Source organism: Nonomuraea terrae (assembly GCF_004348995.1).
Classification (GTDB): domain Bacteria; phylum Actinomycetota; class Actinomycetes; order Streptosporangiales; family Streptosporangiaceae; genus Nonomuraea; species Nonomuraea terrae.
Window position 1 is genome coordinate 44463 of the sequence record NZ_SMKQ01000010.1, and the last position, 23790, is coordinate 68252.

Sequence of the window (23790 nt, forward strand, 5' to 3'; positions counted from 1 at the left end):
GGTCATCGCGACCGCCCCGCGGCCAGGCGTACGGCGTCGAAGATCTTCTCGTAGCCGGTGCAGCGGCATAGGTTCCCGGCCAGGGCCTCGCGGATCTGCGGCTCGTCCGGGTCGTCGCACCGGGCGAGCAGATCGTGCACGGCCACCAGCAGGCCGGGGGTGCAGAACCCGCACTGCACGGCGCCCGCCTCGACGAACGCCTCCTGCACCGGATGCAGCTCGTCCCCGTCGGCCAGCCCCTCCACGGTCACCACCTCGCAGCCCTGCGCCTGCCCGGCGGCCACCAGGCAGGCGCACACCGGCGTCCCGTCGAGGTAGACCGTGCACGAGCCGCATTCGCCCTGCTCGCAGGCGTTCTTGGAGCCGGGCAGCCCCACCCGCTCGCGCAGCAGGAAGAGCAGGCTCTCGCCGGCCTCCACATCGTCGAGGCTCCTGGGAGCCCCGTTCACCCGTAGATCGACCCTCACCTGTTCAGCTCCTCCACAGTTCCTGCCAGGCCCACGTCAGCGTGCGCCGGGCGAGCACGGCGACGGCGTGCCGGCGGTAGCCGGCGCTGCCGCGCAGGTCGTCGATGGGCGAAGTGGCCCCCGCCACGAGCCCGCCGAATCGGGCGAGCACCGGCGCGGGCAGCTCGCCGCCGGTCCAGTCCAGCTCGGCGGCGGCGAATTCCTCGGCCTCGGCCGCGGCGACCGGCGTCGGGGCCGCCGAGCCGGCCGAGCAGCCGACGCGGCGGTGTTCCGGATCGAGCGTGAGCGCCACGGACGCGACGGCGATCACCATGGCGTTGCGCGGCCCGAGCTTGGCGAACTGCTGCGGGCCCGCGGCCACCGGCAGCCGCACCGACGTCACGATCTCGTCCGTCTCCAGCACCGAGCGCCCGGGGCCGGTGAAGAACTCCCTGGCCGGGACCGCGCGCGTGCCCCGCGATGAGGCGACCTCGACCGACGCCCGGGCGGCCAGCAGCGGCGGCAGCGCGTCGCCGGCGGGCGAGGCGGTGCCGAGGTTGCCGCCCACGGTCGCCCGGTTGCGGATCTGCGCGGAGCCGATCGTCCGCGCGGCCCGCGCCAGGCCCGGCAGCTCGCCGCCGAGCTCCTCGACGATCCGCGTGTACGGCACGCCCGCGCCGAGCCTGACCGTGTCGCCGTCGCGCGACCACTCCCGCAGCTCGGCCACCCGCGAGATGTCGATCAGCCTGGACTCCTGGCGGTGCCCGAAGTTGAGCCCGACCATGACGTCCGTGCCGCCGGCGATCAGCGTGGCGTCGGGGTGGGCGGCCTTGAGCTCGATGGCGTGCCGCAGGTCCGCGGCGGAGAGGAACTGCGTCACGCCGGCGCCCCCTCCGCCGCCGGTTCGACGGCGGCCCGCTCGGTCAGGAACAGCGCGGCCACCGTCCCGACGACGCCGGCCGCGGTCATGTAGAGGGCGATGGCGGTCCAGGAGCCGGTGCCGTCGTACAGCCAGGTGGCGATGATCGGTGCCAGGCCGCTGCCGAACACCGTGCCGAGCGTGTAGCCGACCGACATGCCGGTGTAGCGCACGGCCGGCGGGAAGACGTGGGCGAAGAACGCCGGCATGGTGCCGTAGTTGGCGGCGTACGGGATGAACAGCACCACGAAGCCGAGCAGCATCAGCCCGAACGAGCCGCTCCCGAAGAGGGAGAACCACACGTACGGCAGCGCCGCCATCGCCACGATGCTGACCCAGAAGATGCGTTTGCGGTCCACCCGGTCCGACAACCAGCCGAAGAACGGGATGGCGACGATGGTGAACACGTTGATCAGCAGCACGAGCTGCAGGATCATGTCGCGGTCCATGCCGAGCTGCTTCTCGCCGTAACTGAGGGAGTAGACGGTCGCGATGTAGAACGTGACGCCGGCCGGGATGTAGGCCAGGCACATCAGCAGCACCCGCGGCCAGTGCTTCGACAGCACCTCGGCGAGGGGGGCCTTGCGCACCTCGCCGCTCGCCTTGACCCGCTCGAAGTCGGGGCTCTCGGCCAGCTTGAGCCGGATGAGCAGGCCCAGCCCGACCAGGACCGCGCTCAGCAGGAACGGCACCCGCCAGCCCCAGGCCATGAAGGACTCGTCGGACATCTGCGAGGTGAGCAGGAACGCCAGGTTGGCGAGCAGCATGCCCCAGCCGGCGCCGGTGTTGACCAGCGCGCCGAAGAAGCCGCGCCTGCCGGGGCCGGCGTGCTCGACGCTCATCAGCACCGCGCCGCCGTACTCGCCGCCCAGCGACATGCCCTGCAGTACGCGCAGCAGCACCAGCAGGATCGGCGCGGCCACGCCGATCGTCTCGTACGTCGGCAACAGGCCGATGCAGAGCGTGGCGCCGCCCATCAGGGTGAGCGTGACGACCAGCATGGACTTGCGGCCGAGCCGGTCACCGAAGTGCCCGAACAGCGCGCCGCCGATGGGCCTGGCCACGAACGCCAGGGCGAACGTCGACAGCGACAGCAGGGTGCCGACCAGGGCGTCGTAGCTGGGGAAGAAGAGCTGGTCGAACACCAGCGCGGCGGCGGTGCCGTAGATGAAGAACTCGTACCACTCGATCGTGGTCCCGGCCAGGCTGGCCAGGACGACCCGGGTGGAGCTGGACCGTGGTGCGGCGTGTGCGGCTTTGGCGGGTTGCGGCATGGTGGTTACTTCCTCAGGAAGCGGGTGACGGTGTCACGAAGCACGGCGGCTTCGTCGCGTACGGCGGACAGCCGTACGAAGTCGTCGCCGAGGAGGTCGCCCTCGGCGGGTACCCCGAACATGACGGTGGGGATGCCGCGCTCTGACGGCCCGCCCGCGTCGAAAGAACCCCCGTAGACGCCGTGCCGGGGCTCGCCGAGGCGCTCCCTGATCGCGGCGTCGAGCGCGCCCAGCACCTCGCGGCGCTCGGGCGGCAGATAGGCCGGCAGCATCGTGACGCCCGGCCTGACCTCGCAGCCCTCCAGTCCCTCCAGCGCCGCGGCGATCTCCGCGGCGGCCTCCGCCGGATCGGTCCCCGGCAGCAGCCGCCGGTCCACGACGATCCGCCCGGAGGCGGGCAGCGTGTGCGGGGCCAGCGGCTCATAGCCGACCAGGTACGGCACGACCTGCTCGCGGCCGAGCGCGGGATGCTCGGCGCGGGCCCGTACGACCGCGTCGAGCTCACGCAGCCGCACGACCGCGTCCGCGACGACGTCGATGACCCTGCCCCCGTCCGGCGGGTTCGACGAGTGCGCGGCCGTGCCGTGGACGTCGACGATCACGTCGACCCTGCCCCGGTTGCCGATCGACACCTCGAACCCGGTGCAGAACAGCTGGATGACCAGGTCGGGGCGGTACGGGAGGGCGTCGAGGATGGCGCGGGAGCAGTCGTGGCTGCTGCGCCCCTCGTTGTTGACGCACAGCAGCAGCGTGCCGTGCAGCTCGACCCGCTCGGAGACGATCCACCGGGCCAGGTCCAGCAGGCACGCCTGGTGCGCCTTGTTCTGCGAGACGCCCTGGCCGAACAGGCACGGCTCGTCCACGCCCAGCTCCATGGGTGTGCGGACGCGGCCGGACCACGGGTCGGCCATGAGGTTGTGGTGCTGGGTCGGCGTGTACGCCATGAGCGCCAGCGTGGGCCCGTCGCCGGCGCCGAACCGCACGGCGAACTGGTTGGCCGGCAGGTCGATGACATCCGTCGCACCCGTCGCCAGGAACGCCGGCCGCAGGTGGTCCTGGACGTAGCGCACCAGCGTCGGGTCGTCGGGCTCGATGAGCGTCCGCGCGCCCAGCGGCACGGCGGACGGCACGCGCGCCAGGGCGGCCAGCGTGTCGACCAGGTACTCGCTCATCGGAGCTCCCGCAGCCGCGGCAGCACGTCGTCGCCGAAGCTCTCGATCAGCTCGCTCGGCAGCGTGTAGTTGCCGACGTGGCGCAGGTAGAAGCCGGTCGCGCCCAGCTCGACCGCCCGCTTCGCGCGCTCCACGATGTCGTCCACGGTGCCGAACAGGCAGAACGTCCGGGCGAACTTGACCGCCATCTCGTCGGTGACCCACTTGGAGGCGTGCCGGATGGCCAGCTTCCAGTCCTCGGCGTGCACCATGTCGGGGTAGACCTCGGGCACGTGCGGCGGCGGCGCCAGCTCGATGCCGGCGATGCGCAGGAAGTCCTGGCCGCCGATGGTCGCCATGTGCAGGCAGATCGGCTTGAGCACGGCCGCGTCGCGTTCGAGGTCGTCGGTGACCTTGCAGAACGCGCCGACCGTGAACTCGAAGGGCCGATCCGACCCGTCCAGGCCCTTGCGCACGGCCTTCGTGGTCTGGTCGAGCGTCTCGGGCGAGATGCCGGCCAGGGTGACCACGCCGTCGGCGATCTCCCCGGCCAGCTCCAGCGTGCGCGGGCCGCTGGCGGCGATGTGCACGGGCACGGCGCCGCCGGCGTCACGCAGGCGCAGCCGCCGTTCGCCGTACTCCCACTCGCCGCCGCCCTGCAGCGCGCGGATCTGCTCGATGGCCGCCCGCAGCTCTGCCCGCTTGGACGGGCGGATGCCCATGGGCTTCACCGAGCTGTCGCCGCTGCCCACGCCGAGGATGACGCGCCCCGGAGCCAGCTCCGCCACCGTGTTGATGGCCGAGGCGACCACGGTCGGGTGGCGGGTGACGACGTTCGTCACCGCGGTGGCCAGCTCGATGCGCTCGGTCCGGGTGGCGGCCACGGCCATGACCGCGTACACGTCGCGCCAGAGCAGTTGCGAGTCGGCGATCCAGGCGACGTCGAACCCGTACCGCTCGGCGCGGCGCACCTCTTCGGCGATCTGGTCCGCTCTGGTCGCCGGGGGGAAACGGACACCTACTTTGATCAAGGAGATCACCTTCTTCGGTATTAATCCGGACAAGCTAGTCTGCTGTCTGACATCAGTCAACGGGTGTGGCAGAATGTCCCGGTGAATACGGAGCAGACGCGTGCCCCCGTCCGGTACGAGCCGCTCGCTCGCACGCCCCTCCCGGACGTCATCGCCGAGCAGTTGCTGGCCGAGATCGACTCCGGCGCCCTCCGGCCGGGTGACCGGCTGCCTTCCGAGCCCGAGCTGGCCCGGCAGCTGCAGGTCGGCCGCAGCTCGCTGCGCGAGGCCATCCGCAAGCTGCACACGCTGGGCGTGGTCGAGGTCGTCCGGGGGCGCGGCACGTACGTCCGGCACCGCACGGAGCCTGAGCCGACCCCGCAGTTCGTCAACTGGAGCGCCGACCAGGGGCCGGCCGTCGCCGAGTTGCTGGAGGTCCGCATCGGGCTGGAGCTGGCCGCGGCGGGGCTGGCCTGCGTACGCGCCACCCAGGCCGACATCGACGAGCTGGCGGCGCGCTGCCGCGAACACGAGGCCGCCCGGCGCAAGGGTGATCTGGCCGTGCTCGTGCGCACCGACGAGCAGGTCCACGAGGGCCTGATCCGGGCCGCGCACAACGACCTGCTGCTGCAGGTCTATCTGGCGCTGGTGCCGGAGATGGCGGAGTTCCGCGAGCACACGCTGGCGCTCCAGCGCGCCGACGAGCGCTTCGACCCGCACCACCGATCCATGCTGACCGCGCTGGTCGAACGCGACGCGGCGGGCGTGCGCAAGGCCGTGCTGCAGCACGTGGCGGCGCTCTACGGCGAGGTCAAGGCGGCGGGCACCGCGAAGACGGGCCGGCCGCCCGCGGGCCGGATGCTCGACTACGCCACGATCGTGGCGACCTTCAGCTGAAGGCCCCGCCCCCGTGAGGGGACGGAGCCCGATCGGGTCATCGCAGGGCGAAGGCCCGCTTGATCGTCTGCTCGACCGTGCCGCCGGAGCGGTCCCAGGCCGTGACCTTCAGCGACACGTGGCCGGTGCGGCCTCGGTGGTCGGTCTTGACGCGGTACGCGTCCTTGTGCCGGCTCACCTTCGCCTGCGTCCAGCTCGCGCCGTCGTCGTACGACACGTACGCCGTGGCCCCTGCCGCCCGTGCGGGGGCCGCGCCGTGGGGCGTCCTGACGGAGAACTCGAACGTGTGCTGACCGCGTGCCGGCACGCTGCCGTGCAGGTCCACGCCGAGGTCGTAGTCGATCGTGAGCAGCGGCAGCACCTCCCGACCGGCGGTGCGGGCCTAGGTGAACGTCCACGTCGTGGCCGTCTCGGTGGCGGTGCCCCACCAGGGCGCGGTCCGCCGGGCGCGCAGGTCGAGTCGGTAGGAGGCCCGTTCGGCGGGAAGCGCGAACGTCTGGTTGTACAGCTCCGCCCCCGACGCGATCACCTCGTCCCCGCGGGACAGCGCGAACGACGCCTCGTCGCCCAGAGCGTGGACGAAGCCGAAGTGGTCGGGGTCGGAGTCGCCGAACGCGGGCGCCGTGATCCGCAGCGCGTCGCCGGTGCGCTGCGCCGGCAGGCCGAACTCGGCGTACGCGCTGGACGGGTCGCGCGGCTGGCCGGGCCCGCCGGTCGCGAACCAGTGCTCGGCGACCCGCTGTCCCGCCCGGTAGGAGCGGTCACCGCTGATCAGCTCGGCCCCGTCGACGGACCGCTGGAACTTGGCCCGCACGACCATGTCACCGGGAGTCGCCCACTCCACCCGCCGCATCGCGCCGACGATCGGCGACGGCTTGAGCATGATGCCGCCGACGTCCGGCAGGAAGCTGGCGCGCGTGCCGTAGCCGGCCTCGTCCGTGGTGCCGTGGTAACTGGCGTCGATGCGGGCCATGGTCCGCGGTGACACCTCGTAACGCAGGTTCCTCGGCACGGCATCGTGCCAGCGCAGCACGTCGTACCAGTACGGGCTCACCGAGGTGCCCCGGAGGCGCACCCGGCCCGCCGCGCGCAGCGCCGCCGCGTCGTCGAAGCCGGTGGTGAAGGCGGGCGTGCGCAGGCCGCTGCCCCAGTAGGCCAGGGTGCCGGCCGGGTCGTGCGCCGCCACCACGACGACGGGGGCGCCGGCCGCGCCCGCGCTCTCGACGGTGGCGAGCATGTCGGCCCCGGGCCGGTAGGTGAGCAGCGCGAGCTTGCCGCGCAGGTCGAGACCGGTGAGGTCCTCGCGGGTGCCGGCGTCGTACACCTGAAGGTCGAGCCGCCCGTCGAAGGCCGGCCCGTAGTCCATGAGGACCAGCCGCACGTCCTCGCCCTTGGCGGTGCCCTTGAGGCTGCCCTTGAGGCTGCTCGTGACGGCGGCGAACGGCTGGTACAGGTCCCAGTGGTGGTACATCCGGAACAGGCCCGTCTCCGCCGCGGCGATAGGCGTCACGTAGGCGCGTTCGGTCGCGGCCGTCATCGTCCACGACGAGTGCAGGCCGGGCGCGTCCGTGTCGCCGTAGCGTACGTGGCCGATCGTGATCTTCGTGTGGTCGGCGTCCCTCTCCGCGGTGTCCAGGACGATGCGGGCGGCGGAGCGGGCGTCGAGCGGGATCGTCGCCGGGCCGGTGATCTCGACGTCGGCGGCGCCCGCGCTGGCGAGCACCCGGGTCCTGCGCGCGCCCGCCGGCACCGGCTGGGCGGACGGCGCGCTCCTCGCCGCCTGGCCGTAGCTGACGATCAGCGGCAGCGAGGCGCGGCCCGCGTCGTCGTAGCCGGCCTCGATGAGGGTGGTGACGTTGAACAGCTCCGTGTCCAGCCGGTTCGCGGCCAGCAGCGGGCGGGCCGTCTCCGGGATGACGTACAGGTCGCCGTCGCGCTCCACGGTCTTGAACGCGGGCTGCGTCCGGCCCGGGGACGGGCGCGGGGTCACGGCGCGGCGGCCGTCGGGGTAGGTCTGGACGTCGATGACGTCGCCGGTGATCAGCGTCAGCGCGTGCGCGGCCGGCGGCCCAGCTGGTGGGGCGCTCGACGGAACGCTCGGTGGGGCGGGCGGCGGGTCGCCGGCGGCTGCACTCGCGGGGACGGCCGGCCCGAAGGCGAGCACGGCCGCGGCGAGGACCGCTCCGAGGGCACGGTGGGGTGGGGGCATCCTGGGGCTTCCTTCGAGGGGTCCGCGCACGTCACGGGTCCGCGCACGTCACGGGTCCGCGCACGTCACGGGTCCGCGCGGTGATCACCATGCGCAGGACAACCTGTCAGGAAGCCGGCAGAGGAGCAAGAGATCTACGAGGCGCAGGTACGCCACGTCGTGTTTCCGCCGCCCATGATCACGATCAGCCGAACGCCGGCATGATCCGGTCGTGGATCAGCCTGAGCTGGGTGTCCACGTCGGCGACCTCGGGCAGCTCCCTGCCCATGAACTGCTTGACCAGGGTCGCGTCGGTGACGGCCAGGATCATGTGGTTGACGCCCGCGGGCTCGATCTCCCGTTTGATCTTCTCCACGCACTCCTCGGGCGTCCCGGCGATCGACAGGCGCTCGCCCAGTTCGGGCGGGGTGAGCTCGATCGCCCTGCCCAGATCTCCGGCCCCCAGGGCGTCCACGACGGGCTTCATGGCCGACGGCTCGACCCCGTTGCGTTCCAGCTGTTCCGCGGGCATCGAGGACGCGTACAGCCCGACCATGCTCCGCGCCGCCTCCTTCGCCACGGCGGAGTCGGGCCCGGTCGCGAAGACCACCCACGCGCCGATGTCCATGGAGGCCCAGTCCTTGCCCGCCCGCTCGGCGCCGATCCGGAAGTTGCGCACCGCGTAGTCGTACGCCTCGCGGGTGTAGCTGAGCGCGTGGTGGACGCCGTCGGACAGCTCGCCGGCCGCCTGGAAGGACTTCGGGCCGCGCATCGCGCCCAGCTTCACCGGCACCCGCTCCTGCACCGGGCGGGCGAAGGTGAACAGCCCGTCGTAGGTGAAGAACTCGCCCTCGTACGTGATCGCCCCTTCGTCGAGCAGCGTGCGTACGACGTGGGCGGCCTCCTTGACCCTGGACAGCGGCTTGGTGGTGGTCCAGTCGATGGCGTACTGCGCCAGCAACCCGAAGTTGCCGCTGGACAGCACGACCTCGGCGCGGCCGCCGCTGAGCTCGTCGAGGGTCGCCGTCGCCTGCGCGATCAGCGACGGCTCGCGCAGCACCACGGAGGAGACGCTGGGCCCGAACCTGATCCTGCCGGTCTGCAGCGACGCGGCGGCGAACAGCAGCCACAGATCCTTGTGCCAGGTCTCGTCGGCCGCGTAGCAGGCGTAGAAGCCCAGCTCGTCGGCCAGCCTGATCGAGGCGAGGGAGTCGCGCAGGGGGTAGTCGGGGAGCATCACGTAGCTGAACTTCATCGTTCCTCCTGGGGGTGCCCGCCCAACGCTATGACGTGCCATGTCAAAGGGCAATACATAGCCTGTCAATGGACATCGCGCCCTTCAGTGGACATTCCGGACGGAGGGGAGTCGCGCACGAGACAGGTCAAGACCGGGGTTCGCCGGGCCGGAATGAACATTAAAGATTTTTCATGTGCGACTCATCTCCACGCACCGCATTGAGCCCGACACTAAGACCATGAACATTCTGCGACGCATTGCAGTTCTGGGTGGGATCGTCGCATTCCCCTTGGGGATTGCCGCCATCAGTCACGCCTTGTCCGATACTTCGGGGCGGCCTGAGACGCCGGCGAGCGTCTCGCCGGCCAGCGTGCAGGTCAGCACCCAGCCGGCCACCCCCAGCGGCGCGCCCACGGGCACCCGCCCCTCGGCGAGCGAGACCCCGTCCGCCACGCCCAGCGCCGCCCCTTCCGGCACACCCGCGCCGGCCCGCGTGGCCACACCCTCCGCTTCCGCGGCGGACGAGGACGACGACCTCGACACCGAGACGGACACCGACACCGACGACGAGCGCGACTCCGAGCTCGACGACGACTGAGGCGGCCTGTCATCCCGGGCGTTTACGACGCTCCGGACAAAGAGGGGGAAATCCGCCGTCGCGACGGTGTCAAGTCGTTCGCGGATATCGGGCGGCCCGCATTTCACATCCTTTCTGTACGAGGGTGAGGCCGGCCGCCCATGCGGTTCCGAAGATGAAAGTTCTCTCATAGAGGGTTCATTTTCGCCTAACCACCCGTCCCCACCCTGGACACGGTCACCAAAACCGTGCGAGTCGATAGGGGTTCCGTGGCAGAGGCGAAAACTGTGGCAAGTTCCACCTCACCCGAGGAGCGATCCGGCGGTCCGGGCGGAAAGGACCGATCGGCGGCCAGAAGCACCTGGCGGCGCGTCCTGCTCGGCGGCGCCGCCGTCGCGGCCTGCGCCGCCATCTGGCTCGGCGCCACCGACCTGGCGATGGGCGGGCGCATCACCCTGGCGGTCTTCGTCGTGGCCACGCTGCTGTGGATGTTCACCTCGGTCGACGACACGTTCATCGCGCTGGGCGCGGGCCTCGTGCTGGTCGTCACCGGGGTCCTGGAGGTCGAGGTGCTCTTCGGCAGCCTCGGCGATCCGACGATCTGGCTGCTCATCTTCTCGTTCGTGATCGCGGCGGGGGTCTCCAGGTCGGGGCTCGCCACCCGGGCCGGCGCGTTCCTCGTCTCCGGCGCCAGGACGGTCCGTCAGCTCACCCACCTGACGACCGCCGCGCTGGTGATGACCGCGTTCGCGATCCCGGCGACCTCGGGGCGGGCGGCGCTGGCGCTGCCGATCTTCCTCGCGCTCGCGCGGGCGCTCGGGGATCGCCGCCGGGTCATCCTCGCGATGGCCCTGATCTTCCCCACCGTGATCCTGCTGTCCGCCGTCGCCACGCTGATCGGGGCGGGCGCCCACCTCATCACGGCCGAGATGCTGGCCCAGACCACGGGGCACCGGATCGACTTCGTGCAGTGGCTGGTGCTGGGCGTGCCGCTGGCGATCGTCTCCTCCCACCTCGCGGCCGAGCTGGTGCTGATGCTCACCACCCGCCGCGCGGACCGCAGGGAGCCGGTGCGCATCACCGCCGAGTCGATCGGCGAGGCCACGAAGACGTCGGTCACCGGGCGGATGAGCGAGGCCCAGACCCGCTCCGCCACGCTGCTCGCCGTGATCGTCGTCCTGTGGTGCAGCGAGCCCCTGCACGGCGTCTCCCCCGCGGTGGTCGCCTGTGTCGGCGCCCTCGTCACCGCCTCCCCCGGGCTCGGCACCATCCGGCTGAAAGACTCCTTCTCCACCGTTCCGTGGCCGATGTTGCTCTTCATGGCCGCCACGATGGCGATGGGCGTGGCGCTGACCACGTCAGGCGCGGCGGCGTGGATCACCGATCGCCTGTTCGGGCCCGGGCAGGGCCCGGCACTGCCGGCCTGGCTGTTCCTGGGCGTCGTCATCGCCCTGAGCACCGCGGCCCATCTGGTGCTGCAGTCCCGCTCGGCCCGCTCCAGCGTGCTCGTGCCGCTGGTGATCGCCGCCGCGTCGGGCACAGGCGTCTCGCCCGCCGCCGCCGCGTTCGCCTCCACCGCGGCCGCCGGCTTCTGCCAGACGCTCCCGTCGTCGGCCAAGCCGGTGGCGCTCTTCCACCAGGTCGACGGCGTCACCACCTACACCCCGCGCCATCTGCTGCGCGTGGCGGCCGTGCTGGCTCCGCTCTCGGCCGGGCTCGTCCTGCTCTTCTCTCTCATGGTGTGGCCGTACCTCGGCCTGCCGGTCCGCTGAATCCCTCCAGTGCGGTTCAAAGGAGAATCATGCTGCGCATCGTCGTCGCCCCGAGCGGTTTCAAGGAGTCACTTTCGGCCGAGGAGGTCGCGGAGGCCATCGCCGGCGGAGTACGCCGCGTCGTTCCCGACGCGGCGATCGACACGGTCCCGCTCATCGACGGCGGCGAGGGCACGGCCGAGTCCCTCGCCCGGACCACCGGCGGCCGTCTCGTGCCGCGCGTCACCACCGGGCCCACGGGAAAGCCGGTGCGCTCGCACTTCGCCATCACCGGCGGCTCCGGGCCGCGCACGGCCGTGGTCGAGATGGCGGCCACCGCCGGCTTACGCCTGGTGCCGGGCGACGAACGCGACCCGGGCCGTACGACCACGTACGGCGTGGGCGAGCTCATCACGGCGGCGCTCGACGCGGGGGCCCGCCGGATCCTCGTGGGTTGCGGCGACTCCGGCACCTCCGACGGCGGCGCGGGCGCCCTACAGGCGCTCGGGGCCAGGCTGCTCGACGCCGGCGGCGACGAGCTCCCGCGCGGTGGCGCCGCGCTGGCCCGGCTGCACCGCATCGACCCGACCGGGCTCGACCCGCGGCTGCCCGAGACCGAGATCCTCGTCGCCTGCAACCCCTTCAACGTGTTGTGCGGCGAGAGCGGGGTGGCCCGGGTGTTCGGGCCGCAGAAGGGCGCCACGCCCGAGCAGGTGGAGCTGCTCGACCAGGCATTGTCGCGATGGGCCGACGTTCTGGAACGTGACATGGGCGTGAAGGACATCGACATCCGCACGGGCCCCGGCACGGGCGCGTCGGGCGGCCTCGGGGCGGGCCTCGCGGCGCTCGGCGCCCGGCTGCTCCCCCGTTTCGACGTGCTCCTCGACTACGTCGATCTCGACCGGCTGCTGGCCCGTTGCGACCTGGTGTTCACCGCGGAGGGCGCGATCGACTTCCAGACCTCGCGCGGCAAGATCCCCGCCGAGGTGGCCCGGCGGGCCAAGCGCTACGACAAGCCGGTGCTCGCGCTGGCCGGCACCATCGGCGTGAACGCCCACCTGGCCTACGACTGCGGCATCGACGCCTTCACCAGCATCCTGCCCGCGCCGGTGGCGCTGGCCGAGGCGATGTCGCGCGGCGCGGAGTTCCTCAGCGACGGCGCCGAACGCGCCCTGCGGGTGCTGCTCCTCGGCACGTCACTGACCTTGGCCGCCCGCGAGCGCCTGGCGCACTGGCCGGGCCGGCGTGTGGCCCTCGACCTCTGACCTCGCCCGGGCCCGGCCGGCTCTCGATCGTGTCGCGTGCGCACGAGGCAACCTGTTATACAGGTCAGCGTCCTGTCATATAGGTTGCGAGGAGCCATCAGGTGACCGTACGAGGATCCGAGACCGGCTACGACGTGGTGCTGGTGGGCGGCGGGATCATGAGCGCCACCCTCGGCGTGCTGCTGCGCCGTGCGCAGCCGGACTGGTCGATCCTCGTGCTCGAACGGCTCGACGGCCTCGGCCTGGAGAGCTCGTCGGCCTGGAACAACGCCGGTACCGGCCACGCCGGGCTCTGCGAGTTCAACTACACGCCGCTCACCGGCGCCGGCTCGATCGACGTCGGCAGCGCCATCGCGGTCAACGAGCAGTTTCAGCTGTCGCGGCAGTTGTGGGCGCGGCTGGTCGAGGAGGGCACACTCGGCGACCCGGCGGGGTTCATCCGGTCGGTGCCCCACTTCGGCTTCGCCCACGGGGCGGCCGGGGTGGAGCACCTCCGCCTGCGGTATGAGGCGCTGCGGGAGCATCCGCTGTTCGACGGGATGGAGTTCACCCGCGACCGGGAGGTCATGGCGCGGTGGCTGCCGCTGATGTTCGGCGGCCGTCGCGACGGGGAGCAGGTCGCCGTCTGCCGCACCCGCGGCGGCACGGACGTCGACTACGGGGTGCTCACCCGGCGGCTGTTCGCCGCTCTGGCGCGTGACGGCGTCGAGGTGCGGACCGGCCACGACGTGCGCGCCCTCAGGCGCGACCGGAAGTCGTGGCGCCTGAGGGTGCGCGGCCTGGCCGGATCGCGTGACTACGTCGTAGGCGGTTCGTTCGTGTTCCTCGGGGCGGGCGGAGGCACGCTCGCGCTGCTCCAGAGCGCCGGCGTACCGGAGACACGGGACTACGGCGGCTTTCCGATCAGCGGGCAGTTCCTCCGCACGGCCGCCCCCGACCTGATCGCCCGCCACCACGCGAAGGTCTACAGCCATGCGGAGCCAGGTGCGCCGTCGTTGTCGGTGCCGCACCTCGACACCCGTGTCGTGGACGGTCGTACGTACCTGATGTTCGGGCCGTTCGCCGCCTTCTCGCCGCGGTTCCTCAAGCGTGGCCGCCTCACCGACCTGCCGCGGTCGGTGAACAGCCGCAACGTCGGGACGCTGCTTGGCGCGGCGCGCACCAACGCCGACATGGTGCGCTACCTCGTCGGGCAGCTGGCGCAGAGCCGCGGCGGCCGGTTCCGGGCGCTGCGGCGGTTCGTCCCGGACGTGCGGCCGGGCGACTGGGACGTCATCACCGCCGGCCAGCGGGTGCAGGTGGTCAAGCGGGTGAACGGCCGGGGGGCGATCGCCGGTTTCGGCACCGAGGTCATGACGTCCGCCCACGGCGGCCTGGCCGCCCTGCTCGGCGCCTCTCCCGGCGCCTCCGCCTCAGTGGCGATCATGCTGGACGTGCTCGAACGCGGTTTCCCCGACCGCCTGCCGGCCTGGCGGCCCGCGCTCCAAAGCCTGGTCCCCGGCTACGGCGCGCCGCTGTCCGGACGCCCGGACCTGCTGGCGGAGCTGACCCGGCGCAGCGCCGCCGCGCTGGGCCTGGACGACGCCGCCTGCCACGGAGCCGACCGGGTTGACGAGCATGGGTGACCAGCATGGGTGACCAGCACAGCGCCAGCCTGGCCGACCGGGTGGAGGACGAGCTGCGGCGCGGCATCGGGCACGGCGCCTGGCAGCCCGGCGAACTGTTGCCCTCCGAGGGAGAGCTCGCCGCCCGGTTCGAGGTCAGCCGCACCGTCGTACGCGAGGCCATGTCGCGGTTGCGCGCGGCGGGACTGGTCGAGACGCGGCGAGGACGCGGGTCGTTCGTGCTGACGAGGCCGGCGGCGCAGGACTTCGCCCACTCCCTCGGCACCGTCCGCAGCCTGCACGACCGGCTGCAGCTGCTCGAACTACGCCGTGGCATCGAAGTGGAGGCCGCGGCGCTGGCCGCCGCCCGCCGCACGCCCGCGACCCTGGCCGCCGTCGACGCCGCGCTGCGGCGGATGGCGGCGGTGCGGGGCAGCGCCAGCGACGCGGTCGAGGCCGACTTCGCCTTCCACCACGCCATCGCGGTCGCCGCCGCCAACCGCTTCTACCTGGACCTGCTCGACACGCTGGGCGCCGGCGCGATCACCCGCCCGTACGCCGCCGGCCCCGCTCCGGGTCACCTGGACAAAGTCTTCGACGAGCACCGCAGGATCCGCGACGCGATCTTCGCCGGGGACGCCCTGAGCGCCGCCGCGGCCATGCGCACCCACCTCGACGCCTCCAGGGCCCGCCTGACCGGCTGACCTTGGGCGAGCACAACGAAAGCCGGGCCCGTACCCCCCGAGGGGGTACAGGCCCGGCTCATGCCGCGCGCCTGGTCAGGCGGCGACGATGTTCTCCGCCTGCGGGCCCTTCTGGCCCTGAACGACGTCGAAGGACACGCTCTGTCCCTCGGTCAGCTCGCGGTAGCCGCCGTTGGCGACGATGTTGGAGTAGTGCGCGAAGACGTCGGCGCCGCCGCCGTCCTGCGCGATGAAGCCGAAGCCCTTTTCGGAGTTGAACCACTTCACGGTGCCAGTAGCCATGTCGATCTCCTTCAGATAGCGCAAACAGGATCCGCACTTTGCGAAACCCCGGTCGCCGCAATGAGCCCATCCGGAAATGACCGGCCAACAAAAACGCGCCCGTAGATCACAATCTGCAGGCGCGCAAAAAGTTTTTATGGGTACCACAACTGCAACGGTCTACAGCCTAGCACACGGCTGCGGCGAACCGCGCCCGACAACATCCGCGGGAATTTTTACCCGCGCGACAGGCCCGGTGTGACAGCCTGGGGGTACACCCGTCGACCCGCTCCGCGAGACCCTCGCAGCCCCGGCAGGTGGGCCATTCGCACTGGCCAGGAGGCACTTGAGGGGCCCGTTCCGCGAGTCCGCAGCGCGGGCCGAGGAGGCGGGAAATCCATCGACGCCTCCTGCTGGAGGTCGATTTATTGGACTGAGAGGCGCATACTCGTACAAATGAGGCCTACACGAACCGGTACCCGGCGCCGACTGCCCGGAAGCCCCTTCAACACCCCTGAAATCCCTCCGCCTCCCGTCGAGGTATTCGCGGTGCAGGACTGGGTGAGCCACGACAAATACGGCCTCGGCCGGGTCATCCACGTGGAGCAGAACTCCACTGTTCTGGTGGATTTCGGCGCCGAGACATACCGCATAGTCCCGCCTTACACGAAGCTCCAGAAGCTCTGATCGCCTGGCGGTTCACCAGGAGCGGTTGGCGTAGTCGCTCCAGTCGTAGTGGCCGACGCGGCCTTCGCCGATACGGAACTTGTAGCCGTCGAAGCCGCCGCGGGCGCTGTAGCTGAAGCGGAACTTGCCGTGCCCGCCGGTGACCAGCCGGTGGCCCTGGTGCCAGCCGCGGCCGTCGTGGTACCAGAAGTCGACGTAGGTCTGCTCGCGGTCGCCGTCACGGTCCCACACGTCCACGTCGAAGTAGTAACGGCCGTTCGCGGCGTAGTAGAAGCCCTTGTAGTAGGAACGGTGGCCGCGGATCTCCCCGCGGCCGTAGCCGGAGTAGCCCTCGAACCAGTGCTTCGTGTACGACACCGTGGTCGCACTGGCAGTGGTCGCACTGGTGGTGGCCGCACTGGTGGTGGCCGCCTGGGCGGGAGCCGCCGCGGCACCGGCCACCACGGCGCCGGCCAGGACCGTACCGGCGAGAAGGCTACGAAGCTTGACCATGACCATCCGTCCCTGACTGTGAGGAGAACCTCCGGAGCGATCTCTCCGGACGACCCTCAATCTAGGCAGCCGCGATCTTTCGTTCTGCGTACAAACGCACAGATCAGCGCCGGCGTGCACAACGACACACAAGGCCCTTGGCAACCAGGCGCCATGGGATCGCCGCCAGGCTGAGCACCACCTGCCGCCTCGGGCGGCGGGGGCCGTCGCCGCAGGACGCCTCCCCGCTGAGCTCCAGGCTGGGAGGAGACGCCGAGGTTGATGGCGTTCGTGTGCTTCACCCCGATCGTGACGTCCTGGCCCGTGGCCAGGTCGCGGACGGTGCCGTGCGAGACGACGAAACGGTCCGCGCGGATGTTCAGGTCCAGGGGGCCGCGTACGGCCTGACGGGGCCCGCCGTCGCGGCGCCGCGCCACCGTGGCCGGTCCCGCCTCGATCGCCTGGGCCGCCGGCTCCGGCATCTCACCCAGCCCCTGGTCGTCATCGTCACGGTGTCGTACCCCTCCAGGCCGGGCGGGGCTACCGTGTCGGGATGGCTCTTCTCTCCCACCTCGAGCGATTCAACGCGCGGCACCCCTGGAGCCACAACGACTTCTACGGACGCTGGGTGGCCCGGCAGGTCGCCGGCGCCGGTCACGTCCTCGACGTCGGATGCGGCACGGGCAACCTGATCGACCTGCTCCGGCCGCGCGCGGTGTCGGTCACCGGCCTCGAACCGGACCCGGCCACGGCGCGCGTCGCGGCGGCCCGGTTCGCCGGCGTCGAGGGGGTGGCGATCGAGCAGGCCGACTTCGGCCGGCGCGACCGCGACCGCCGCTGGGACGCGATCACACTCGTGGCGGTCCTGCACCATCTCCCGTTGGCGGAGACGCTGCCTGAGCTGCGCGAAAGCCTCACCCCCGGCGGCCGTCTGGTCGTCATCGGCTGCTACCGGGAGGCGAGCCCGGGCGACTTCCTCGTCTCCACGGCCGCGGTCGCCGCCAACCCGCTGATGGGCCTCGTCAAGCACCCGGCCCCCGCGCGATCCCTGCCGGTCCAGATGACCGCGCCGACCGCGCCCGCGCGCGAGACCCTCGCCGAGATCCGCGCGCAGGCGGCCGCCGCACTGCCAGGCGCGAGCATCCGCCGCCGCCTGTTCTGGCGGTATTCACTGGTCTACGACCGGCCATGACGCCCTGATGGAGCGTTCGATCGTCAGGGCCGTCACGATGAAGGCGCGGACCTGCTCGGCGTCGAGGTCGCGGTGGGTGGTGTCTTCCAGCGTGGCCCACAGGCGTTCGATCGGTTCGCGCATCGCGCGGCCCTTCTCGGTGAGCCGGACCAGGGTGGCCCGCCGGTCGTGCGGGGCCTGTTCGCGGGCGACCAGGCCGGCCTCCTGCATGCGGCGCAGGGACTTGGAGACCGTCGAGTGGTCCAGGCCGACGCTCTCCAGCAGCTCCGACTGCGTCTGCCCATCGCGGTCCATGAGCTGCATCAGCAGGAGCTCCTGCCCGGGATGCAGCCCCAGCTCGCGCAGCAGACCGGCGGCGTAGCCGCGGTGGGCCCGGGCGAGGCTGAAGATCGCGTAGCTCAGCGGGCCGGCCTGGGCGGTGCTGGGCAGCCGCTGGTCGGAAGCGTCGGTCATCGGGAACTCCTCAGGTGACGGGTGTCTGCAGCGCGGGATAGTCGGTGTATCCGGCCGCGCCACCACCGTAGAAGGTGGCCCGGTCGGGTGTGTTGAGCGGACCGCCCAGACGCACCCGTTCCGGCAGGTCGGGGTTGGCCAGCGCCATGGCGCCGACGGTGACGACGTCGGCCAGCCCTTCCTCGACGTACCGCACGCGTACCGCCAGCTCGGCGCCGGCCCGGTTCAGGACGAGCGCGGTGGGCCACGCCGCCCGCAGGCGCCGCAGCAGGTCGTCGTCACCGCCGTGGGCGACGTGCAGGTACGCAGGTTCAGCGGCGCCAGCGCGGCCACGAGGGCGGTGTACAGGTCCGCGGTGTCGTCCTCGGCGATGTCGTTGTGCGGGTTGCCGGGTGAGACGCGCAGGCCGGTGCGCCCCGTGCCGATCTCGTCGGCGACCGCGGCCGCGACCTCGACGGCGAAGCGGATGCGGTTGGGGATCGAGCCGCCGTAGGCGTCGTCGCGCTGGTTGGCGTTGCTGGACAGGAACTGGTGCACCAGGTAGCCGTTGGCGCCGTGGATCTCCACCCCGGCGTCGATGGCGGCGGCGGCGCGGCGGAAGTCCTGAACCGTCGCGGCGACCTCCGCGGCCGACAGCGCGCGCGGCACCGGCATCTCCCGCGGTCCTGCGGCCGGCGTTGAGCTCGGTCGGTGTGCCCTCGGGGGTGGAGCGGCTCCGGGTCATCGGCACCATCGCCGTGCTTCAGGTGGAGATCCCCCATGGAGACGGGGGGCCACAGAGCGGGGAACGCGGCCGTTCGAACCTCCGACAAGTGGCCGGCCACATGAACGGAACGCCAATGCGGCCAGGGTCGAGTGTCGGCCCTTTCGTAGGTATGTGGCCGACCACCTGATAATGCCCTTATGTGGCCAGCCACGCAAATGCCTGGGTCACGGCCTGCCGCGCCGCCCGCTCGTCCAGGTCAGCGACCAGCAGGCGCCGCCGCCGCTGCCACTTAAAGGGATTAGGTATATTCATAACATCTGTAGGCAAAGGAGAGGGAACGTCATGGCCTCGCACCGGCAACCGATCACCACACCCGTCACCGCGGACCTGCTGCGCGGCGCCCTCGACGTGGAACGCACGGCGCACGGCCTGCTGCCGCACCGGCTGCCCGCCCGGGCTCGGCGGCAGATCCCCGACGAGCAACTGGCCGTGGCCGAGGCCCAGCCGTCCGGCGTGCGGCTGGCGTTCCGCACCCGGGCCACGGTCATCGAGCTGGACACGCTGCCCACCAAGCGGGCCTACCGAGGGTTTCCGGCCCCGGCGGACGGCGTGTACGACCTGCTGGTCGACGGCCGGCCGACCGCCCAGGCCACGGTGGCGGGCGGCAGAGTCCGCACGGCCGACCTGACCACCGGCTCCGCCGACCTGCGCGAAGGGCCCCCCGGCACCGCCCGGTTCGCCGATCTGCCCGCAGGTGACAAGGACGTCGAGATCTGGCTCCCGCACAACGAGGTCACCGAGCTGATCGCCCTGCGTACCGACGCCCCGGTCGAGCCCGCGCCGGTCGGCGGGCGACGGGTGTGGGTGCACCACGGCAGCTCCATCAGCCACGGCTCGAACGCCACCCACCCGACCGCCATCTGGCCGGCCCTGGCCGCGGCGCGGGGCGGGGCGGAGCTGGTGAACCTGGGGTTCGGCGGCAGCGCGCTGCTCGACCCGTTCACCGCCCGCGCGATGCGCGACACCCCCGCCGACCTGATCAGCGTCAAGATCGGCATCAACCTCGTCAACGCCGACGTGATGCGCCTGCGCGCCTTCGCCCCCGCCGTCCACGGCTTCCTCGACACGATCCGCGAGGGGCATCCGGCCACGCCGCTGCTGGTCGTCTCCCCCATCCTGTGCCCGGTCCAGGAGGACACCCCCGGCCCTCTCGTGCCCGACTTCGACGGCACGACGTTGCGGTTCAAGGCCACGGGTGACCCGGCCGAACGCGCCGCCGGGCGCCTGACGCTCATCGTCATCCGCGACGTGCTCGCCCGGATCGTCGCACAGCGGTCGGCCGACGACCCGAACCTGCACTACCTCGACGGCCGTGACCTGTACGGCGAGAAGGACTACGCCGAGCTGCCGCTGCCCGACGAGATCCACCCCGACCCGGCGGGCCACCGCCGCATCGGCGAGAACTTCGCCCGCCTCGCCTTCGGACCCGGCGGCCCCTTCTCTGTTGACGGTGACCGGTCGCGTCAGTCCGGCACCTCGCGGCCCGCCACCCACTGAAACGTCGAGGAGGGGCTGGTCCAGGAGAAGCACGCGGTACGCCCGAGCCCGGACGCCGCCCGGCCCGCTCCGCCGAGCCGGCCCCCGCGCCCGACTACGACTTCGGCGCCCTGGTGTCCACCACGAGGTTCATCCGGTCTCCTGGTTCAGCGTCCGCTCATGCGTGACGCGGTGCTGCCGGGCCGGCACCCCAAGTGTCGGGTTGGCGACGCTCCATGCGGCGCCCTTGCAGACAAGCTCCTTGTAGGCGGCGGCCGGCCGGCCGCGCAGGACCACCTGCTTGGCGCGGTCGTCGGCTGTGACGTACTGGATCAGGCCCTCCTTGCGGCCCAGGGAGATGCACTGGTTGGCGTAGCCGATCGTCTTGTCCGGGACCTTCCGGCCGGTCAGGCGCGCCGCGATGACGTCGGCGGCCAGCCAGGCGGCTGGGACTCCCGAGGCGCACGACATCCGTAGCGGCTTGTCTCCGGCGCCCATCGCCAGGGCCGCGTCGCCGACGGCGTACACATCGGGGTGCGAAACCGAGCGCATGGTCCGGTCGACCACGATCTGGCCGGTGCCGGAGACCTCCAGGAAGGTCGCCTTCGCGATCGGGTGGACCGCGAAACCGGCGGTCCACACGGTGACCGCGGCGGGGATGACCCCGCCGTCGGCGGTGGTGACGTGGTCGGCTTCGACCCCGGTGACGGCGGTGTGCTCGTACACGGTGATGCCGAGCTTGCCGAAGACCTTCCGTACATGCTCACGGCCCCTGGGTGAGAGCCAGTCGCCGAGGCTGCCGCCGGCGGCGAGGGCGACGTCGAGGTCCGGGCGGGCCTCGGCGATCTCGGTCGAGGCCTCCACGCCGGTGAGCCCGCCGCCGACCACCACCACCGTCTGCCCGGCATCGAGGCTCGCCAGGCGCTCGCGTAGCCGGAGTGCTCCGGCACGGCCGGCGATCTGGTGGGCGTGCTCGGCGGTCCCGGGCACGGCTTGGCTGTTCCAGCCGCTGCCGAGGGCGTACACGAGGGTGTCGTACTCCAGCTCTTCCGCGCCGTTCGCGCCGCTGATGGCGACGGTCTTGCGGTCGACGTCGACGCCGGTGACCTTCGCGATCCTCAGCTCGACGCCGGTGCCGGCGTAGATCTCGCTGAGTGGCCGGGGCCTGAGGTCCTGGCCGGTCGCCAGCTGGTGGTTGCGGATGCGTTCGACGAAGTCGGGCTCGGCGTTGACGAGGGTGATGGCGACGTCCTCGCGGCGCAGCCGCTTGGCGAGGCGGCCGGCGGCGCCGGCTCCGGTGTATCCGGCTCCGAGAACGATGATGCGGTGCTGCATGTCGGGCTCCTGTCCGGTGCGGGTTTGTCACTTGAACCGGACGGCCCGCGGTTTCCTGACAGGAGGGCAATGTGAGACACGTCACATGACGAGCAGGGGCTCCCCATGGCTCAGCGCCGCCCATTGCTCGGTCGCGCGTTCGAGCTTGTCGGGGTTTGCCTGGGTACGGCAGGCGGTGATGCCCTCGGGGGTGACCTCCAGGCACATGATGGCGACGACCCGGCCCTCCACGACGGCCACGACGGCGGGTTCGCCATTGGCGGTCCAGGCGTACACCTCGGGCGAGCCGCCGACGACGGCGCGCTTGGCCTCGGCGGGCTTGAACATGCCCCACAGGAACTTCGCGACCGCGACGGCTCCCTCGAACGCCTTGGTGCGTGCCGGAACCTTCCCTCCGCCGTCGCCGATGGAGACGGCGTCCTTGGTGAGCAGGCGTACGAGCTCATCGGTCCGGCCACTGGTGGCGGCGGCGAGGAACTCCTCGACGATCCGCCGGGCGGCGGCATCGTCGATCTCGGCGCGGGCTTTGCCGTAGGCGACATGCTTCTTGGCGCGGTGAAAGATCTGCTGGCTGGCCGCCTCGGTGATGGCGAGGATCTCGGCGATCTCCCGGTGCGGGTAGTCGAACGCCTCCCGCAGCACGTACACGGCCCGTTCGTTGGGGGACAGGCGCTCCATGAGGGTGAGCACCGCGTACGAGACCGATTCGCGCTGCTCGGCGGTGTCGGCCGGGCCGAGCATCGGGTCGCCGGCGAGCAGCGGCTCGGGAAGCCATCGGCCCACGTAGGTCTCGCGGCGCGCCCGCGCGGAGGTGAGCTGGTTGAGGCACAGGTTGGTGAGCACCTTGGTCAGCCAGGCCTCGGGGACCTCGACGCGGTCGACGTCGGCGGCCTGCCAGCGCAGGAACGTCTCCTGCACGACGTCCTGCGCCTCGTCCGCGGAGCCGAGGAGCCGGTAGGCGATGGCCTCCAGACGGGGCCTCGACAGCTCGAACCGGTCGACGTCGTCCACCGTCAAAGGCATGACTCGATCCTAACGGCGTGTCCGCGCACGCTGTGTGCCTCGTGCGTGGTGATCGCCGAGGGCGCGCGCCCTGTCCGGCCCGGCCGCCCTGCGCGACCACGGCGAACTGTTCGGCCGGTCCACGGCGAAGCGCCCGCCTCCTCCCCTACCGCTTCTGACGCCGGGCGGTCAGATCCGGAGCGTTCTGGCCAGTGACTTCAGCCGGTTCGCCCCGCGGACCAGCACGGCCAGGCCGATCACCACCAGCAGCATGATCAGGACACCGCTCTGCTGCCCGCGCGAGACCAGTGCGAGAACGATTCCGGCGGCGACCACCGCGATGAACATCAGCTCGCAGAGAATGGTCAGGCCGAGGGCCGAGCGATGCCGGCCCGTGTGGCGGAGCAGAAAGACCGCCCATCCGGCGAACACCCCCAGCGCCGTCACGAACAGCCCGAACGCGTGCACGACATCCGCCAGTCTCGACACGGGCCCCGGATTCGCGCCGGACAGCAGCAGACCGCCGGAGAGCACCACGGCCACGGACGAGAGCGGCGCCGCCGCCAGCCACAACCTCCCGCCGAGCGGATGTTCCAGCGTGAAACCGAGCGCGAAGCCGGCCAGGAACACGGCCAGCAACAGGGAGACGGCCGCCTCGACGGCCGCGTACGGACGGTCAGCCGCCGTGAACGCGCCCGCCGCGGTGCGGATGCCCGTGCTGAGGCAGGCGATGGACCGCACGGTGTAGATGAACCCGTAGACGGATCTGACGCGCTCCGGGCCACCCCGGCCGTGGATCGACAGGTGCCACTCGAGGACCCGGTGTCCCAGGCACCTGGAGTCTCGGTGCTCGCGCGGGGTGGCCGGGCGGCCGCACGGAGACGTGCCGTCGGGGTCCTTAGCCGTGGTGTACGAGCAGGTGAAGCGGAATCCGGTCAACGCGACACCGCGAACGCCTGGTTGGCTGGCAGCTGTCTCGCCCGCGCGGTGGCCACCCGCCTGTGCAGCCATTCGATGGCGGCCCGCCGGCTGGACCGCCAGACGTGCCACCACCGGCCCTCATCGAGCGGCACTGACGCCGTCATACTCGGACAATGCTTATGGGCCGCGACGCGCAGTGACGA

General features: G+C 71.7%; 26 protein-coding genes. 8 read left to right on the forward strand and 18 right to left on the reverse strand.

Annotated elements, in window-relative coordinates; genetic code table 11:
* Positions 1–2 precede the first annotated feature (2 nt).
* Genes E1286_RS06180 through E1286_RS06200 form a run of 5 tightly spaced genes read right to left on the reverse strand, consistent with a single transcriptional unit; the run spans position 3 to position 4821 of the window.
* The gene (locus E1286_RS06180) at positions 3–467 is read right to left on the reverse strand and encodes a (2Fe-2S)-binding protein (protein WP_132609583.1); all 465 of its coding nucleotides are present in this window, start codon (positions 465–467) and stop codon (positions 3–5) included.
* Between the two features lie 4 nt (positions 468–471).
* Positions 472–1326, reverse strand: a complete 855-nt coding sequence (locus E1286_RS06185) for an FAD binding domain-containing protein (RefSeq protein WP_246074494.1) — start codon at positions 1324–1326, stop codon at positions 472–474.
* Positions 1323–2639, reverse strand: coding sequence for an MFS transporter (locus E1286_RS06190; protein WP_132609585.1), 1317 nt, complete (start codon positions 2637–2639; stop codon positions 1323–1325). The genes E1286_RS06185 and E1286_RS06190 overlap by 4 nt, the downstream gene beginning before the upstream one ends.
* A gap of 5 nt (positions 2640–2644) precedes the next feature.
* The gene (locus tag E1286_RS06195; RefSeq protein WP_132609587.1) at positions 2645–3811 is read right to left on the reverse strand and encodes a peptidase dimerization domain-containing protein; all 1167 of its coding nucleotides are present in this window, start codon (positions 3809–3811) and stop codon (positions 2645–2647) included.
* A complete protein-coding gene (locus tag E1286_RS06200; RefSeq protein WP_223189589.1) occupies positions 3808–4821 on the reverse strand; it encodes an LLM class flavin-dependent oxidoreductase in 1014 nt (337 codons plus the stop codon). The genes E1286_RS06195 and E1286_RS06200 overlap by 4 nt, the downstream gene beginning before the upstream one ends.
* Before the next feature lie 81 nt (positions 4822–4902).
* Here E1286_RS06200 and E1286_RS06205 point away from each other — a divergent pair, with 81 nt between their 5' ends.
* Positions 4903–5697: a FadR/GntR family transcriptional regulator gene (locus E1286_RS06205; RefSeq protein ID WP_132609589.1), complete on the forward strand. Its 795-nt coding sequence runs from the start codon at positions 4903–4905 to the stop codon at positions 5695–5697.
* Between the two features lie 37 nt (positions 5698–5734).
* Here the strand turns inward: E1286_RS06205 and E1286_RS06210 are convergent, their stop codons facing one another.
* The 4 genes from E1286_RS06210 to E1286_RS49050 all read right to left on the reverse strand — a co-directional run bounded on the left by E1286_RS06210 (position 5735) and on the right by E1286_RS49050 (position 9623).
* Positions 5735–6058: a hypothetical protein gene (locus E1286_RS06210; RefSeq protein WP_132609591.1), complete on the reverse strand. Its 324-nt coding sequence runs from the start codon at positions 6056–6058 to the stop codon at positions 5735–5737.
* 21 nt (positions 6059–6079) lie between these two features.
* On the reverse strand, positions 6080–7906 hold the full coding sequence (locus tag E1286_RS06215; protein ID WP_132609593.1) for a hypothetical protein: 1827 nt from the start codon (positions 7904–7906) through the stop codon (positions 6080–6082).
* 184 nt (positions 7907–8090) lie between these two features.
* Positions 8091–9140, reverse strand: a complete 1050-nt coding sequence (locus E1286_RS06220) for an LLM class flavin-dependent oxidoreductase (protein WP_132609595.1) — start codon at positions 9138–9140, stop codon at positions 8091–8093.
* Between the two features lie 291 nt (positions 9141–9431).
* Entirely contained in the window at positions 9432–9623 is a 192-nt protein-coding gene (locus E1286_RS49050) for a hypothetical protein (RefSeq protein WP_223189591.1), read from the reverse strand.
* A gap of 363 nt (positions 9624–9986) precedes the next feature.
* On the opposite strand from E1286_RS49050, the gene E1286_RS06230 reads away from it, so the two are divergent.
* The 4 genes from E1286_RS06230 (at position 9987) to E1286_RS06245 (ending at position 15023) form a co-directional block, all read left to right on the forward strand.
* Positions 9987–11471 (forward strand): SLC13 family permease, encoded by a 1485-nt coding sequence (locus E1286_RS06230; protein WP_223189593.1) that lies wholly within the window; start codon positions 9987–9989, stop codon positions 11469–11471.
* 29 nt (positions 11472–11500) lie between these two features.
* Complete coding sequence (locus E1286_RS06235) at positions 11501–12715, forward strand: glycerate kinase (protein WP_223189595.1); 1215 nt, start codon at positions 11501–11503, stop codon at positions 12713–12715.
* 101 nt (positions 12716–12816) lie between these two features.
* Positions 12817–14340: a malate dehydrogenase (quinone) gene (gene mqo / locus E1286_RS06240; RefSeq protein WP_223189597.1), complete on the forward strand. Its 1524-nt coding sequence runs from the start codon at positions 12817–12819 to the stop codon at positions 14338–14340.
* A 5-nt stretch (positions 14341–14345) separates the two neighbouring features.
* Positions 14346–15023, forward strand: a complete 678-nt coding sequence (locus E1286_RS06245) for a FadR/GntR family transcriptional regulator (protein WP_132609599.1) — start codon at positions 14346–14348, stop codon at positions 15021–15023.
* 75 nt (positions 15024–15098) lie between these two features.
* On the opposite strand, the gene E1286_RS06250 is transcribed toward E1286_RS06245, so the two are convergent.
* Positions 15099–15305 (reverse strand): cold-shock protein, encoded by a 207-nt coding sequence (locus E1286_RS06250; RefSeq protein ID WP_132609601.1) that lies wholly within the window; start codon positions 15303–15305, stop codon positions 15099–15101.
* Between the two features lie 528 nt (positions 15306–15833).
* Between E1286_RS06250 and E1286_RS49935 the strand changes: the two genes are divergently transcribed.
* Complete coding sequence (locus E1286_RS49935; RefSeq protein WP_246074496.1) at positions 15834–15971, forward strand: hypothetical protein; 138 nt, start codon at positions 15834–15836, stop codon at positions 15969–15971.
* A 12-nt stretch (positions 15972–15983) separates the two neighbouring features.
* Here the strand turns inward: E1286_RS49935 and E1286_RS06260 are convergent, their stop codons facing one another.
* Positions 15984–16463 (reverse strand): hypothetical protein, encoded by a 480-nt coding sequence (locus E1286_RS06260; RefSeq protein ID WP_132609605.1) that lies wholly within the window; start codon positions 16461–16463, stop codon positions 15984–15986.
* Between the two features lie 532 nt (positions 16464–16995).
* On the opposite strand from E1286_RS06260, the gene E1286_RS06265 reads away from it, so the two are divergent.
* On the forward strand, positions 16996–17634 hold the full coding sequence (locus E1286_RS06265) for a class I SAM-dependent methyltransferase (protein ID WP_132609607.1): 639 nt from the start codon (positions 16996–16998) through the stop codon (positions 17632–17634).
* Here E1286_RS06265 and E1286_RS06270 read toward each other — a convergent pair.
* From E1286_RS06270 to E1286_RS06275, 3 genes are read right to left on the reverse strand one after another with little or no spacing between them, the layout of a single operon-like run.
* Positions 17611–18087, reverse strand: a complete 477-nt coding sequence (locus E1286_RS06270; RefSeq protein ID WP_132609609.1) for a MarR family winged helix-turn-helix transcriptional regulator — start codon at positions 18085–18087, stop codon at positions 17611–17613. The two genes, E1286_RS06265 and E1286_RS06270, sit on opposite strands and share 24 nt — an antisense overlap.
* A 10-nt stretch (positions 18088–18097) precedes the next feature.
* A complete protein-coding gene (locus tag E1286_RS49055) occupies positions 18098–18283 on the reverse strand; it encodes a hypothetical protein (protein ID WP_223189599.1) in 186 nt (61 codons plus the stop codon).
* 29 nt (positions 18284–18312) lie between these two features.
* Entirely contained in the window at positions 18313–18741 is a 429-nt protein-coding gene (locus tag E1286_RS06275) for an oxidoreductase (RefSeq protein ID WP_223189600.1), read from the reverse strand.
* Between the two features lie 394 nt (positions 18742–19135).
* On the opposite strand from E1286_RS06275, the gene E1286_RS06280 reads away from it, so the two are divergent.
* Positions 19136–20350 (forward strand): GDSL-type esterase/lipase family protein, encoded by a 1215-nt coding sequence (locus tag E1286_RS06280; protein WP_132609611.1) that lies wholly within the window; start codon positions 19136–19138, stop codon positions 20348–20350.
* A 129-nt stretch (positions 20351–20479) separates the two neighbouring features.
* Here E1286_RS06280 and E1286_RS06285 read toward each other — a convergent pair whose 3' ends face one another.
* From E1286_RS06285 to E1286_RS47610, 4 genes are all read right to left on the reverse strand, one after another.
* On the reverse strand, positions 20480–21664 hold the full coding sequence (locus E1286_RS06285; RefSeq protein WP_132609613.1) for an NAD(P)/FAD-dependent oxidoreductase: 1185 nt from the start codon (positions 21662–21664) through the stop codon (positions 20480–20482).
* A gap of 81 nt (positions 21665–21745) precedes the next feature.
* Positions 21746–22687, reverse strand: a complete 942-nt coding sequence (gene sigJ, locus E1286_RS06290) for an RNA polymerase sigma factor SigJ (RefSeq protein ID WP_132609615.1) — start codon at positions 22685–22687, stop codon at positions 21746–21748.
* A 168-nt stretch (positions 22688–22855) separates the two neighbouring features.
* Entirely contained in the window at positions 22856–23605 is a 750-nt protein-coding gene (locus tag E1286_RS06295) for a hypothetical protein (protein WP_132609617.1), read from the reverse strand.
* A complete protein-coding gene (locus tag E1286_RS47610) occupies positions 23602–23751 on the reverse strand; it encodes a hypothetical protein (protein WP_165969606.1) in 150 nt (49 codons plus the stop codon). Before E1286_RS47610 ends, E1286_RS06295 begins: the two co-directional genes overlap by 4 nt.
* Positions 23752–23790: the final 39 nt, after the last annotated feature.